Origin of the sequence: Pseudomonas sp. HMWF006 (genome assembly GCF_003061205.1) — a bacterium.
Classification (GTDB): Bacteria; Pseudomonadota; Gammaproteobacteria; order Pseudomonadales; family Pseudomonadaceae; genus Aquipseudomonas; species Aquipseudomonas monsensis.
On the sequence record NZ_QAIU01000131.1, the window covers coordinates 1 to 14,353 of the forward strand.

Here is a 14,353-nt window from a genome sequence, read left to right on the forward strand (position 1 = left end):
CAGCGAGCCAACCATCGCCGACGTAGCGGCCTACAGCTACATCGCCCATGCACCGGAAGGCAATGTGTCGCTGGACGACTATGGCAATGTGCGCGCCTGGCTGGCCCGGATTGAAGCGTTGCCCGGTTTTGTCGGCATGCCGCGCACCGTTGCCGGACTGCAAACCGCAGTCTGATTTTCTTGATCCACACTGCGCGAGCAGCGCGCAAGGGAGGTCGTGATGGAACGTTCACCGTGGCACGCTGGCGAGCGGCAACTGCAAGAACAGGTGGGTGTTGCCGCGCGTATGGAGGCGTTCGGACGCAAGGTGATTCGCACCTGGATGCCGGATCAGCACCGTGAGTTCTATCAGCAACTGCCTTTCATGCTGTTCGGCGCGGTCGATGCCGACGGTCGTCCCTGGGCCAGTGTGCTCGAAGGGGCGCCGGGATTTGCCCGCTCGCCTGATCCGCAGCACCTGAGGTTTTCCAGCCTGCCGGCTGCTGATGATCCGGCGCAACTGGCTGACGGCGAGCCTGTCGGCTTGCTCGGCATCGAACTGCATACCCGGCGGCGCAATCGCCTCAACGGGCATGTGGCCAATCTTGCGCCTGACGGATTCGAGTTGACGGTGGATCAGGCCTTTGGCAACTGTCCGCAATACATTCAGTTGCGCCAGTTTCAACGGGTGCCGCTGGCCGATCCGGCCTCGCGACCGGCCCGGCATCTGGCGGCGCTGGATGACGCAGCGGTGGCGCTGATCGCCAGCGCCGACACGTTTTTCGTCGCCAGTTATGTGGATACCGACGGCCAGCGTGCGGTGGATGTTTCCCACCGTGGCGGCCAGCCCGGTTTCGTGCGGGTGGAGGGCAATCGCCTGACCATTCCCGATTTTGCCGGCAACCTGCACTTCAACACCTTGGGCAATCTGCTGCTCAATCCCAAGGCCGGTCTGTTGTTCATCGACTTTTCCACAGGCGATGTACTGCAACTGAGCGGACGCACCGAGATCATCCTTGAAGGCCCGCAGATCGAGGCCTTTCAAGGCGCGGAGCGGTTGTGGACATTTGAAGTGGAGAAACTGGTGCGGCGCCCGGCAGCCCTGGCTCTGCGCTGGCGCTTCGACGGGATGTCGCCCAACAGCCTGTTGACCGGCAACTGGGCCGAGGCGGATGCCCGTTTGCAGGCGCAGGCTCTGGGCAACCAATGGCGACCACTGCGGGTGGCGAAAATCGAAGCGGAAAGCCGCCACATTCGCTCCATCTATCTGGAGCCGACTGATGGTGCCGGTTTACCGGTATTTCTCGCCGGCCAGCATCTGCCACTGCGCTTTACCCTCGATGGCGAGGTGCATATCCGCACCTACAGCTTGTCGAGCGCGCCGTCGGATGGTTTCTACCGCATCAGCGTGAAGCGTGAAGGCCGGGTCTCGACCCATTTGCATGAACAGATTCGCGTCGGTGACGTGCTGGAGGCGCGCGCGCCGCAGGGGCATTTCACCGTGGCGCCGCTGGAACGCCGGCCCTTGGTGCTGTTGGCGGCGGGCGTCGGCATTACGCCGTTGCTGTCGATGCTGCGCGAGGTGGTTTATCAAGGCCTGCGTACCCGCAGGATTCGCCCGACGTGGTTATTGCAGAGTTCGCGCAGTCTCGCAGACCAGCCGTTTCGCAAGGAGCTGAATCAGTTGCTGGAGAAGGCGGGCGATGCGGTGCAGGTGATGCGTTTGCTCAGCCAGCCGGAAGACGATGCCGACCTGGGCGAGGATTTTGATCGGCACGGACGCATCGACGGTGCGTTACTGCGCAATCTGCTGGAGGTCGAGGACTACGATCAGATCGACTTCGTGCTGTGTGGCCCCGGCAGTTTTACTCAGGGCCTGTACGACAACCTGCGTGAACTGGATGTGCGCGATGCGCGGATTCATGCGGAAACTTTCGGCCCGTCGACGCTCGTACGCCAGCGGGACCCGGACGCGATCGTCATCGAGCAGCCGCCGGCGGCGACAACGTCAGTGCCGGTGGTCTTTGAGCGCTCGGCCAAAGAGGCGCGCTGGCAACCGGACAGCGGCAGCTTGCTGGAGCTGGCGGAAAGTCGCGGACTGCGCCCGGAGTTCAGTTGCCGGGGTGGCTCATGCGGTACCTGCAAGACCCGGCTGATCAGTGGCGCAGTGAATTATCCACAGCCGCCAGCGGAGATTCCGGAAGAGGGGCAGGTGCTGATTTGTTGTGCGGTGCCGGCGCAGAGTGCACAGCCGTTGGTGCTGGACTTGTGAAGCTGAATGGCGTCGGCGCATGGCGACAGGTGTTGGCAACGGTCGTTCTCTGGTAACACGCAACAGCCTGCGCCGCTGGATGGGGCGCAGGCTTGTTCATTCGTTCGCACAGACGCGATGGGGCGCTTTCACCAGTGGTGTGATGCCGACCCCGAGACGGCTGGGCGGAGCATTGGGTATTCAGGTTTCAGCGGCAGCGTGGCTGCCGACTCACCGCCATCCGCCGCGATGGCGCTGCCGAGTGCTGCCGGTACCTTCAGCACACGGTGTGCACTGCGCTCGACCAATTGCTGACTGGCCTGGCGCCAATCGATCCAGCGCCAGTCGCGGACATCGCGGCTGGCAGGGAACTGGCCGCTGCGTTCAAAGGTAATGATCAGCTCTGTGAGGCTACGCGGATCACGCAGGTCAAAATAGGCCATGAACTCGCCGCCAATCTCGCGGAATACCGGGATGTCACTGCCCATCGCCGGCAAGCCACGCTGCATGGCCTCCACCAGTGGCAAGCCAAACCCTTCGACAACCGAAGGAAATACCAGGGAGCTGGCATGAGCGTAGGCATGCTCCAGGCTGGTGTCGCTCAGGTTGTTGAACATGAACAGACGCTGGTTCAATTGCGGGTGGTTGCGAATACGGGCGAGCAACTCGTCGCACTTCCAGCCGACGTGCCCGGCGATGCACAGCCTGGCCTTGGAGCCGTTGGCCCAGGCGCGCTCGAAAGCGTTCAGCAGGTAAGCGTGGTTCTTGCGCGGCTCGATGGTGCTGACCATCAGGAAGACGGGCTCGGCACTCTCGAATACCCGTTGCAACGCAGGATCGACGGCGGCGTCCGAACTGCGCAGGTCCAGCTCCGAACCCAAATGGAAATAGTCGAACCAGCGCTTTTCGCTCTGCTCGGTGCCGATCCGGCGCTGCAGTTCTTCACGCACTTCATCGCGTACGGTGGCGGAAATCGCCATGTAGCCGTCAGCCGTGCGGCAGATCCAGTCGAACCACTCACTGAATACCTGCGCCGGTCGTGATTCATAGAAATGCGGGTGCTTGAGCGGGATCAGGTCGTAAATCACCGCAATGAGGCCGACGCCTTCACGTTTGAGTTTTTCGACGTGGGGGAAGAAATCCGAATGCCAGGAGGAGTCGAGCAGCACCAATTGATCGTCCGGTTGGTGTTGCAACGGGGTGCAGCGCTTGAGCAACTGGAACCGGCTTATGCGCCGGAACACCCGCATCGGCACACTGAACGCGGCGAATGCAGTGGCACGATAGCCGACATACAGCAGCCGTCGCGCCAGCTTCGATGTGCATTGCGCATCAAGCCGTTGCTGCCATTGCCAGAAGCGATGGGCCAGCCGTTCCAGACGATCGCCAAAGGTTGCCAGGGCGTTGAACACCGGCGTGTCCAGAGGCGCCAGGCGCGTGACCCGATACAGCTGACCATTGAGCAAGATCACCGGCATGCACTCGACACCGTCCGTGCTCGGCGGCAGCTTGTTGATGACGTTGCGTACCACCCGCTGAATGCCGGAATTGAGCTTGGGGTGGTTGAAAACGTGGGTGCATTCCACCAGTAGTCGAGTCATGGGGCGCGCTCCGTGATGGCCAAATCGACGCTGCGGATAATCGGTGTCCATTCCGATGTCGCGGTCTCGCCAGCCGGAAACGCTTGCAGCGGCAGTCGATCCGGGGCGGTTTGCCGCTGACGGGTTCGCAGGTGTTGTTCGAGGAGTCCCCCGGGACCGGCGATGAACAGGCAATTTTTCAACAGCGACCCCTTGGCCGTTAACTTTCGCCACTTCCTGCAGGTTTCAAAGGAAGGTCTGTCAGACCGAAGGCAACAGTCGATCAGACGACAGGCGAAACAGTTGTTGTAGTTGTTTGTGAGCAATCTGTGCCAATTGCACAACAATTTCAACAGGGCAAACCGTGACCGGTCAGTTCTCGATAGCGTAGACCGATTTATTCGCGGCGCATGGTTCACGAACCCTCGACGGATGTGTTTAGAATGCCCTTCGTCACGATTACCCGGGTCCTTTGGGCAAGTCGTGCAAAGAGTTGAAACTGACCACTAAAACAAGAACAAGACGGGACCGCAGGCGTATGACGGACACCGATCCGATCGACGTTTGGCCGTCATAGTTTGAGGCTGCCGGGATGGCAGTTTCATCGTGGAACGCCATGAATTTCATTCTTTATTCGGATATCAACGACAGTTCCATCAGCCAGAATCCGGCTCAGCCTGATTCCAGTGACCTGCTACTGAAGGCCTATCGTCCGCTGCTTGAAACACTTGGGCGCGTTCACATCGTGCATTCTGTCGCCGCGGTCGATCCGCTCTACCGACAGTTGCTCAGCGCTGGCCAGGAGAGCGTTTGCCTCTCGTTCAACCCCCCGCAGACAACGCCCTTCGATCTCGAGTGCCCGACCGTTTGTGTGGTTGCCTGGGAGTACGACTCGATCCCCGACGAACAGTGGGACAACGATCCGCTGCAGGACTGGACGCGCATGCTGGCGAAACACGGGCGGGTGATCACCCTGTCCAGCCACGCGGCCGCCGCGATCCGTCGCTCAATGGGCGACGCGTTCCCGGTGCTGGTGTTGCCGGCCCCCCTGTGGGAAAGCTTTGCGGCGATCCGCGAGCAGCACGCGAGCACACCGGTCAATGCCGGCACCACGTTGACGGTCAAAGGTTGCATCTTCGATTCTCGGCTCATGGACCTGCACCCGGATAACCTGCTGCCGGAACCGCTCACCGCGGAGGAACAGGCGGAAATCGAGGCCCGACTGGAAGCTTCACGCCCACCGCCGCTGACCTTGAAGCGCCGCTATGTGATTGCCCGGCATTTCCTGCGCCTGTGGCTGCTGAATCTGGGCCACGAGCAGACGCCACCGGTGCCACGGGTGAGATTCCTGCAGAACTGGTACTGGGAAGGACTGCACGATCTACTGCCGGAGCGGCTGCATGACTGGCTCGGTAAACGCTTGCCAACTATCGCCGGCCCGATACCGGTGCCTGTGGTCGCTCCTGCACCACGGGAACTGCCGGATACCTCGGTAGAGGTCCAGACCCACATTGACGGGGTGGTCTATGTGTCGGCGTTCAGCCCTACGGACGGCCACAAAAACTGGATACAGATCCTTACCGCTTTTTGCGCGGCATTTCGCGACACGCCCGACGCAACACTGGTGATGCGCTTGACCCAGAGCGATCTGACGGATGTCTACGAGCACTTGATAACCCCGATGGCGCAACTGGCACCGTATGCGTGCCGAGTGATACTGATCGTGGGCGATCTGGATGATCGTGAACATGCCCGGCTTTATCAGGCCGCGAGTTTTTACGTCAACGCCTCGCATTGCGAAGGTGTATGCCTGCCGCTGATGTCGTTCATGGCTTGCGGCAAACCGGTGATCGCGCCCGATCACACGGCAATGCAAGACTACATCGACGAGTCCGTGGCGTTCGTGGTCGGCTCCAGTCTGGAAGTGAGCATCTGGCCACATGATCCGCGTGGGCTGCATCGTGCGCGACGTTACCGACCGGACTGGGGCTCGCTGAAAAAGGCCTACGAAAACAGCTACCGGATGGCCACCACGCAGCCGCAGGATTATCAGCACATGGCACTGGCGGCGGCCGAGCGCATGCGCAACTACTGCGCGGTGCCCGCCTTGCAGGAACGCGTCGCGGACTTTTTCGGACTGGCGTCACACGCCGGCAACGTTGCACAGGTTACGGATAACGCCTCATGCTGATCATCATCCATTCGGAAACCAACCAGCACACCATCAACCGCAACCTTGGCCGGTCGGAATACAGCTATTACTTCGTGCTCAAGGAATATCGGCCTGTGCTGGAACGCCTCGGGCGGGTGGTCGAGGTTGCTGATCCGGTCACTGAAGTCGATGCGTTGTACGCGGACTGCCATGCCCGTGGCGAGCCCTGCGTGTTCCTGTCGTTCTCGCCCCCGCATCGCACCCCGGTGCATCTGGCCTGCCCGACGTTGCCGGTGTTCGCCTGGGAATTCAGCACCATCCCCAACGAACCGTTCAACGGTGATCCGTTGAACGACTGGCGCACCGTGCTCAATGCCTGCGGCGCCGCGATCACTCATTCCAGCTACACGGTCAATGCCGTGCGCGAAGCAATGGACGCCGATTACCCGATCGTCGCCGTGCCTGCACCGGTCTGGGATCGTTTTGCCGCGCGGGGGGTGCAGTTGCAGGGGCAGCCTGTCGTCGACGCCGTGCGGTTGAAAATCAAGGGACTGGTCGTCGACAGCTGCAAGCTCGATCTGAATGCTTTTGGTCCGGTGCGCCTGCGCCGCGGCAAGGGCATTGATTTTCGAGCGCCGGTCACCGAGCAGACGTTATTGCTCGAAGGCGTGGTGTACACCTCGGTGTTCAACCCCCGCGACGGGCGCAAGAACTGGGAAGACATGATCAGTGCCTTCTGCGCGACGTTCCGTGACAACGAAGACGCGACGCTGGTGCTCAAGCTCACCCACCACGATGCCGAAGAAGCCCTCACCGACATCCTTCATCACTTGTACAAGAATCAGTCTTATCGCTGCCGTATCGTGCTGATCTATGGCTACCTGGCAGACGCGGATTACGAGCGTCTGGTGCAGGCGACCCGCTATGTCGTCAACACGTCCTACGGTGAAGGCCAGTGCCTGCCGCTGATGGAGTTCATGTCCTGCGGCAAGCCGGCAGTGGCGCCGTGCACGACGGCGATGATCGACTATCTGAGTGCCGATAACGCTTTCCTGATTGCGGCAACGGAGGATTTGACCACCTGGCCACACGATCCACGCTCGGCATACCGCACCCTGCGCTATGCCACCCAATGGTCTTCGATTTGTGCGGCGTACCGCGCCAGCTATGAGGTGGCCAAAAACGATCCACAGCGCTATGCGTTGATGTCGGCGCAAGCGGTGGAGAGTTTGCGAGGTTTTTGCAGTCAGGCCGTGGCGGAGCAGCGGTTGCAGGTATTTTTTGCGCAACTGTTCGAGCGGCACGCCGAACGGGCCATTGAGGCGACCGGAGCATGATTCGCCGATTGCTTCGGCGTTTGCTCGGCGCACCATCGGCGTCCTCGGTTGAACCTGTTGCCGAGCCGGTGGCTGAGCCGACAACTGAACCGCCACCGCTGTTCACCTGGTCGCCGCGCGATGTCGGCTTCCATGACGCGGTACTCGATGGCTGGTTTCTCAATGACAGCGGCGAATTGCTCAAAGGCTTTGCCATTACGCCGGACGACACCTTGCTCGACGTCGGCTGTGGCGAGGGCGGCGCGACGTTGTTTGCGGTACGCAAGGGTGCCTCGGTGATTTTCACTGACAGCGAACACGACAAAGTGCGTGATCTGGCCCGTCAGGTTGAAGCTCAGAGCTCCCGGCCCGGATTGGGTCTTGTCAGTAATAGCCTGCCATTGCCTCTGGTTGATGGCTGCGCGAGCAAAGTGGTGTGCCTGGAAGTGATGGAGCACGTCGACGAGCCTGAGCCGTTCCTGGCCGAACTGGTGCGCATGGGGCGCCCCGGTGCGTTGTATCTGCTCAGCGTACCGGCACCGGTTGGCGAGCATTTGCAAAAAGGCATCGCCCCCGAAAATTACTACCAGACGCCGAACCATGTGCACATCTTCACTCCGGAGCGCTTTGCAGCAATGGTCGAAGACGCGGGGCTGATCATCGAGCATCGGCAGGCCAGCGGATTCTTCTGGGTGATGGGCATGATTTTCTTCTGGGCCAGCGAAAAGGCTGCCGGCAAGGATCCGGGGGGTGCGGTGCGCGATCGCATTCATGCGCCGTATCCACCGTTGATGGAAGGCTGGGCCCGAACCTGGGATGAGTTGCTGCAACGACCCGACGGACTCGCGGTCAAGCAAGTGCTCGACCAGTTCATGCCCAAGAGCCAGGTGATCATTGCCCGTAAACCCCTGGATACCGGGTTGCCCGATGAGCGCTGAACGAATGCCGGACATCATGGTGCCGTGCGCCAGTTGCGCCTACCTCACCGCCCGAAGTCCGACTCGCGCGCTGCGAGGTGGCCGCAACCGTCAGGAATCCTGGGGGATGCTCAGTGAACACAACGATCGCATTATCGAACTGCCCCTGCATTACCGTGGCGTTGCACGGGGCGAACGCCTCGGCACTTGCCGAACCGCCGTCCTATCCTCTGGAGCCACCTCATGCTGAGACTGTTGAAGAAACTCACGGCGACGACGCCTGTTCCAGCCCCGGCAGAGCCTGTCGCGGCGCCCGCCGCGAAGGCCGACTCGTACGCGCTCGGCCTGCACGATGCGGTGCTCAGCGGCTGGTTCAACCAGCAGACCGACGAGCTGTTCAAGGGCTTTGTGGTGTCGGCCGATGACACCGTGCTCGATGTCGGCTGCGGCGATGGCGGCAACGTGCATTTCTGCGGCATGCGCGGGGCGAAGATCATCATTGCCGACATTGATGGCGCCAAGGTCGAAGCCACCCGTCAGCGCCTGAGCGACACTCCGGCGCGCGACATCGAGTGCCACGTGACCGACTGCAACCCGCTGCCGATTGCCGACGCCACTGCCACGCGCGTGGTGTCCACCGAAGTCATCGAACACGTCGACGACCCTGCACAGTTCCTCGCTGAGCTGGTGCGCGTCGGCAAACCGGGCGCGTTGTACCTGTTGAGTGTGCCGCACCCCAGTTCCGAAGACCTGCAAAAGGACATCGCCGCGCCTGAGTACTTCCAGAAACCCAACCACATACGCGTCATCAGCGAAGATCAGTTCAAGGCGATGGTCAACGAGGCCGGGCTGGAAATCATCAGCCACAGCCAGTACGGTTTTTACTGGTCGCTGTGGATGCTGCTGTTCTGGGAAGCCAAGGTCGATTTGAGCGATCCGGATCATCCGCTGCTCAATCACTGGGCCAATACCTGGCAAGCCGTACTGGACTCGCCGCGCGGTTTGCAGATCAAGCAAGCGCTGGATGCGGTGGTGGCGAAAAGTCAGGTCATCATTGCCCGCAAGCCTGTTGCCTGATTAAGGTGGCGGCAACATCGGGTTGTATTTTTGGCGAGGGAACTTGCTCCCTCGCCACAGGATTGTTCACGGCATGCTGTTTTTTGTTCGTCAGCTGACATTAGCGGTCGCTGTATTACTGTTTGCCGGGTGCAAGCCGCAGGCCTCATTGCCGCTCGATCAGCAGCTCTACGTCTGGCAACGCCAGTGGACGTCGGCCCATGACCCTGCATTGCGTGACAGCCGTGCGGACTTCTCGACCTTGCGCGTGCTGGCCTTGCAGGCTTTTCCGAATGCAGGATGGAGCCGGGCGCGTATCGATCCGCAGGTGTTGAAGCGCGATGGTCGGCCATTGATCGCGGTCATGCGTCTCGACGGACAACTCAAGTCGCTGGACCAGGCGCAGGTCACGGCACAGATTCTCCAGGTCATTGCTGACTGGCAGGCACAAGGCCTGACCCTGAGCGGCATCGAGGTCGATCACGATGCCGGCAACGCGCGGCTGCCGGCGTACGCGCAATTCCTCAAGCATCTGCGCGCTGCGTTGCCGCCCTCTCTGCCATTGAGCATCACTGCGCTGCCCGCCTGGCTCGACAGCGGGCAATTGGCGACGCTGTTGCAAACCGTCGACAGCAGTGTGCTGCAAGTGCACGCAGTGAGCGATCCGCGACGCGGTCTGTTTGATCCCGATCAGGCGCTGCAATGGGCCAGGGCCTGGGCGCGGATCACCGATAAACCGTTCTATCTGGCACTCCCAGCCTACGGCGTGGCGTTGCTGCCGGATGAGGGCGGTGCGCCGCTGGTGGAGAGCGAGGTGCCGCTCGAGCGCGGAGGTCAACGTCGGGAGCTGCTTGCCGATCCGCGGCAACTGAGCCAACTGGGCAACACATTGCGTGAGGATCCTCCGGCCCATCTGGCCGGGCTGATCTGGTTTCGCCTGCCGCTGGCCAACGACCGCCGTGCCTGGAGTCTGACCACGTTGCGCGCCGTTGCCCGAGGCGATGCCTTGAACAGTCAGTTGGGCCTGACGCTCAGCGAAACCGACGGACTCTACGACCTCACACTCGATAACCCCGGTAACCTCGACAGCGCCTGGCCCGCGCGTATCACGGTGCAAGCGCGGGATTGCGAAGGCGCCGATGCGCTGGCCGGTTATGCATTGCAACAAAGCCCGGATCTGCTTACCTTCACCCGCCTGCGCGACGGCCGATTGCCGGCAGGCGCACAACGCGCCATCGGTTGGGCTCGTTGCGCACATATTGATCAAGGAGGTTCGCATGTTGACCCGTAACTGGCCCCGCCATTTGCTCTGCCTGAGTCTCAGCCTGCCGCTGGGTTCGGCGTTGGCCTGCGGCCCGGACTTCCCGCTGCGTCTGCTCGACAATCGCGGGCAGACCCTGGCCGATCTGCCGGAGGGCAACTTCAACTTCGAGATCAGCCGCCTCGGCAAAACCATCGCCGGGCTGAAAAACGCCACGGCCGCGACGCGTAATCCCGATGATCTGTACGGCGATGAGAGCGCAGCTGCTGCGGCGCGGGAGACCGCCGAGCAGGCCGGTCTGAGCGCCGAACAGCAAGCGCTGGTCAAACAGTTGCGTGGCTTGAGTGATGCGCGTCAGGCCGAGGCGCAGGGCGCCAGTCTGCCGCCGGAAATCCGTTTGTATGTGGCTGGCGCCGTGGCATTTGCCACGGGCAATCATCCATTGGCGGTCGAGTACTTCAACAAGCTGCTGGCGCTGCCTGCCGATCAACGTCCGTTGCGCAGCACCTGGGCTGCGTACTCGTTGGGGCGTACCTGGTTTGCCATGAGCACCGAGGCGGGGGATGCGCCAGAGGCGCTGGAACAATCGCGCGATGCCTTCCGCCAGGCCCGGCAACTGAGCATCGACGGCTTCAGCGACCCGCTGGAACTGGGGGTCGCCAGCCTCGGCGAAGAGGCGCGCGTGTTGCGCACCGCCGGCGACTGGAGTGGCGCGATCGAACTGTATGAAGCGCAAAACCTGCACGGCTCGGCCGTCGGGTATACCTCTCTGAAGCAATTGATGAATGAGTTGGCCGAGCTGCCCGAGGCTGAACTGGCGGATTTGCTCCAGCGCAAAGCCGTGCAGCAATTGGTCACGGCTTCTCTGGTCAGCCGTCTTGGCTGGTCGTTTGGCGATGAACCGCCGAATGAGAAAAAACTCGTGAAGCTGCTGCAGGACAGTACCCGAGGCAGCCTGGAAAATGCTGATCGGCTGGCAGCGATGAGTTATCAACAGGGCGATTACGCCAGCGCCAAGGCCTTTCTTGAAAATGCCGGGGACGGCGGTCTGGCGTGGTGGTTACGGGCCAAACTGGCGGTGCGGGACGGCGATAAGACTGGCGCTGCCGCCGCTTATGCGAAAGCCGCGCAAGCCTTCCCGCAGACCGAAGACTGGGGCTATCGACGCACGCCAGACTGGGCGTTTGAAACCGTTCAGCCGAAATGCCGGGTCGAGGGCGAAAGCGCGATTCTCGCCTTGCAGCGTGGTGAATACCTGCAAGCCTTCGTACAGTTGTATCGCAGCAACAGCACCTATTGGTTTGACGCTGCGACCGTGGCCGAACGTGTGCTGACGGTGGAAGAATTAAAGCGGTACGTGGATGAAAACGTCCCGGCCCCAGCGGCGCGAACCCAGCAGGAACGCGACAACTACGTGCCGCTGCCGGTCGCCGCCAGCCTGCGCAATCTGCTTGGCCGACGCTTGTTGCGTGAAGGGCATTACGCCGATGCGGTGGCTTATTTCGACAACCCCGATCTGCAGAACAAGGCCCGTCTCTACGGTGAGCAACGGCTGAAGGCCGATGCCGCGTGGTGGCCGACCAAACGCGCCAGTGCGTTGTACAACGCGGCGTGGACCGCCCGTGAGTGGGGCATGGACATCCTCGGATACGAGATGGCGCCGGACTACGCCACGTTCGGGGGCAATTACAGCCTGGAATCCGTCGAGCTGAACGTCGGCCCGCTGGTGTCCGAAGCCGAAGTGCAGCGCCAGAAGGCCAGCGAAGCGCAACCGGATCAGCGTTATCACTACCGGTTTGTCGCCACCGCGCTGGCCAGTCGCGCCGCCGACAACCTGCCGCACACCAGTCAGGCGTTTGCCGCCGTGTTGTGCTCGGCCGCAGGCTGGAACAGCAGCCTGGAAGAGCAGAGCGCGTTATATCAGCGCTACGTGAAGGAAGGTCCGTACGTGCCCTGGGCGGTGGATTTTGGCCATCAGTGCCCGTATCCGGATTTCGAAAACGCCGACAAACGTTACGTCACCCAGGTCACCGATGCTGTGCGCACAACGCTGCGACCCTACAAATGGCCAGTGATCGGTGTCCTCGGGCTGGGCAGCGCCGCCGCGTTGTTGTTGATCAGCCGTCGCCGTCGCAAGACGCCCGACGTCTAAGCCTGTTGCACAAACGTCAGGCGCACCGCGAAGCCGATCAACAGGCTGCCGAACAGCCACTGTTGAACGCGTTGCGCCGTCGGGCTGTGTTGCAGCCAGCGGCCCAGGGCGGCGCCGGTCAGGGCATATGCACTGTCGAACAGCAGGCCGATGCCGACCAGCAGGGCGCCGAGCACGGCGAATTGGGTCAGCACCGGCGCGCCTTCGGCGACGATGAATTGCGGCAACAGCACTGAGCAGAACAGCAACGCTTTCGGGTTGAGCAGGTTGGTCAGCACACCGCGCCGGATCGCTTCACACCATTGCCCGGGCATCCCGGCAACGTCGCCGGTATTCAGGTTCGGCACCAGCGTGCTGCGCAGGCACTGGATACCGATCCACAGCAGATACGCCGCGCCGGCCAGCCGTACCACTTCGAATGTCCACGGCGCGGCCTTGAACAGCGCCGCCAGCCCCAACGCCGCCAGTGCCACGTGACAGCTGCGGGCAATTGCCAGGCCTGTCGCCGTCGCCAGAGCCGCACCGCGACCCTGCCGGGCACCGGTTTGCAGCAGCAGGATCATGTCCGGGCCGGGCAACAGATAGACCACCGCCAAAGCCAGAAAAAACAGCCAGAGACTCGCCACCTCACACCCCTTTCGTTGTCGATTCGGTGAGCCAAGTCTAGAGCGCAAGGGCGGGGCAGGTGCTTGCGAAGTCCGCTTCAAAAGCCTGCAGGTTTGGCATAACCTGCTGGTTTTCAGCGGCTTTACTCTCGGAATCTGCCAAACATGAAACTGGACGCCTTTGATCGCAAGATTCTCGCCGCCCTGCAACGTAACGGACGCCTGAGCAACGTCGAGCTGGCCGACGAAATCGGCCTGTCGGCATCGCCTTGTCTGCGTCGGGTGCGGATGCTGGAGGAGGCCGGCGTGATTCGCGGTTACCAGGCCAATCTGGATCGCGATGAAGTGGGGCTGGGTCTGACGGTGTTTGTCGGGGTCAAGGTCGAGCGGCACAACGACGCACAGGCCGAGGCTTTTTATGAAGCGGTCACCGCGTTACCGGAAGTGATTTCCGCGTTTCTCGTTTCCGGTGAATCGGATTTTCTCTTGCAGGTGGTGGTGCCGGATCTGCGCGCGTATGACCGCTTTCTCAGCGGGTGTCTGTTGAAGTTGCCGGGGGTGAGCGACATTCGCAGCAACTTTGCGATTCACACGGTGAAGACGCCGGGGGCGTTGCCGTTGGGACATCTTCCGGATTGAGGCTGGCCTTCATTGCCAACAGGCTGGCCCCCACATTGGAACGCGGTCAAAGGTGGGAGCCAGCCTGCCGGCGATAACGGTTTCTCCGCCTTGATTACATCTGCGTCGCCATCCCCTCGACATTCATTGCTGCCTGGCGCAACGCTTCGGAGCGCGTCGGGTGCGGATGACACGTCAGCGCAATGTCCTGCGCCGAAGCGCTGAACTCCATTGCCACACAGAATTCGCCGATCATTTCGCTCACGCTCGGGCCGACCAGATGCACCCCGAGAATTTCGTCCGTGCGTTCGTCAGCGAGGACTTTGGCAAAGCCTTCAGTCTCGTGGTTGATCTTCGCCCGGCTGTTGGCGGTAAACGGAAACTTGCCGACTTTGTAAGCGCGACCTTCGGCCTTGAGCTGCTCTTCAGTCTTGCCGACGCTGGCCAGTTCCGGCTTGGTGTAGAT

10 protein-coding genes and 3 pseudogenes are annotated in these 14,353 nt (G+C 61.7%); 10 read left to right on the plus strand and 3 right to left on the minus strand.

From position 1 onward, the window contains the following. Both DBR24_RS05050 and DBR24_RS05055 read left to right on the plus strand, forming a co-directional pair. Positions 1–175: pseudogene (locus DBR24_RS05050) on the plus strand (glutathione S-transferase); the annotation flags it as partial. Positions 176–220: 45 nt separating this feature from the next. Next, on the plus strand, positions 221–2,251 hold the full coding sequence (locus DBR24_RS05055; RefSeq protein ID WP_128614090.1) for a pyridoxamine 5'-phosphate oxidase family protein: 2,031 nt from the start codon (positions 221–223) through the stop codon (positions 2,249–2,251). A gap of 248 nt (positions 2,252–2,499) precedes the next feature. Here the strand turns inward: DBR24_RS05055 and DBR24_RS05060 are convergent. Further along, positions 2,500–3,831, minus strand: a pseudogene (locus tag DBR24_RS05060) (glycosyltransferase family 4 protein); the annotation flags it as partial. A gap of 595 nt (positions 3,832–4,426) precedes the next feature. Here DBR24_RS05060 and DBR24_RS05065 point away from each other — a divergent pair. The 7 genes from DBR24_RS05065 to DBR24_RS05095 all read left to right on the plus strand — a co-directional run bounded on the left by DBR24_RS05065 (position 4,427) and on the right by DBR24_RS05095 (position 12,664). Next, a complete protein-coding gene (locus DBR24_RS05065) occupies positions 4,427–6,001 on the plus strand; it encodes a glycosyltransferase (protein WP_256591275.1) in 1,575 nt (524 codons plus the stop codon). Continuing rightward, on the plus strand, positions 5,995–7,299 hold the full coding sequence (locus DBR24_RS05070; RefSeq protein ID WP_128614093.1) for a glycosyltransferase: 1,305 nt from the start codon (positions 5,995–5,997) through the stop codon (positions 7,297–7,299). Before DBR24_RS05065 ends, DBR24_RS05070 begins: the two co-directional genes overlap by 7 nt. Continuing rightward, positions 7,296–8,216, plus strand: coding sequence for a bifunctional 2-polyprenyl-6-hydroxyphenol methylase/3-demethylubiquinol 3-O-methyltransferase UbiG (locus DBR24_RS05075; RefSeq protein ID WP_128614094.1), 921 nt, complete (start codon positions 7,296–7,298; stop codon positions 8,214–8,216). The genes DBR24_RS05070 and DBR24_RS05075 overlap by 4 nt, the downstream gene beginning before the upstream one ends. Beyond that, positions 8,206–8,445, plus strand: a complete 240-nt coding sequence (locus DBR24_RS05080; RefSeq protein WP_128614095.1) for a hypothetical protein — start codon at positions 8,206–8,208, stop codon at positions 8,443–8,445. Before DBR24_RS05075 ends, DBR24_RS05080 begins: the two co-directional genes overlap by 11 nt. Next, positions 8,439–9,272 carry a class I SAM-dependent methyltransferase gene (locus tag DBR24_RS05085; RefSeq protein ID WP_123470059.1) on the plus strand — a complete coding sequence of 278 codons (834 nt, stop codon included), beginning with the start codon at positions 8,439–8,441 and terminating at the stop codon, positions 9,270–9,272. Before DBR24_RS05080 ends, DBR24_RS05085 begins: the two co-directional genes overlap by 7 nt. Positions 9,273–9,345: 73 nt before the next feature. Beyond that, entirely contained in the window at positions 9,346–10,542 is a 1,197-nt protein-coding gene (locus DBR24_RS05090) for a DUF3142 domain-containing protein (protein WP_128614096.1), read from the plus strand. Further along, on the plus strand, positions 10,529–12,664 hold the full coding sequence (locus tag DBR24_RS05095) for a hypothetical protein (protein ID WP_128614097.1): 2,136 nt from the start codon (positions 10,529–10,531) through the stop codon (positions 12,662–12,664). Before DBR24_RS05090 ends, DBR24_RS05095 begins: the two co-directional genes overlap by 14 nt. Here DBR24_RS05095 and DBR24_RS05100 read toward each other — a convergent pair. Beyond that, positions 12,661–13,290, minus strand: a complete 630-nt coding sequence (locus tag DBR24_RS05100) for a LysE family translocator (RefSeq protein WP_128614098.1) — start codon at positions 13,288–13,290, stop codon at positions 12,661–12,663. The two genes, DBR24_RS05095 and DBR24_RS05100, sit on opposite strands and share 4 nt — an antisense overlap. A 144-nt stretch (positions 13,291–13,434) precedes the next feature. Here DBR24_RS05100 and DBR24_RS05105 point away from each other — a divergent pair, with 144 nt between their 5' ends. Continuing rightward, a complete protein-coding gene (locus DBR24_RS05105; protein ID WP_123470052.1) occupies positions 13,435–13,908 on the plus strand; it encodes an Lrp/AsnC family transcriptional regulator in 474 nt (157 codons plus the stop codon). Between the two features lie 94 nt (positions 13,909–14,002). Here DBR24_RS05105 and DBR24_RS05110 read toward each other — a convergent pair. Next, positions 14,003–14,353: pseudogene (locus DBR24_RS05110) on the minus strand (dihydrolipoyl dehydrogenase); the annotation flags it as partial.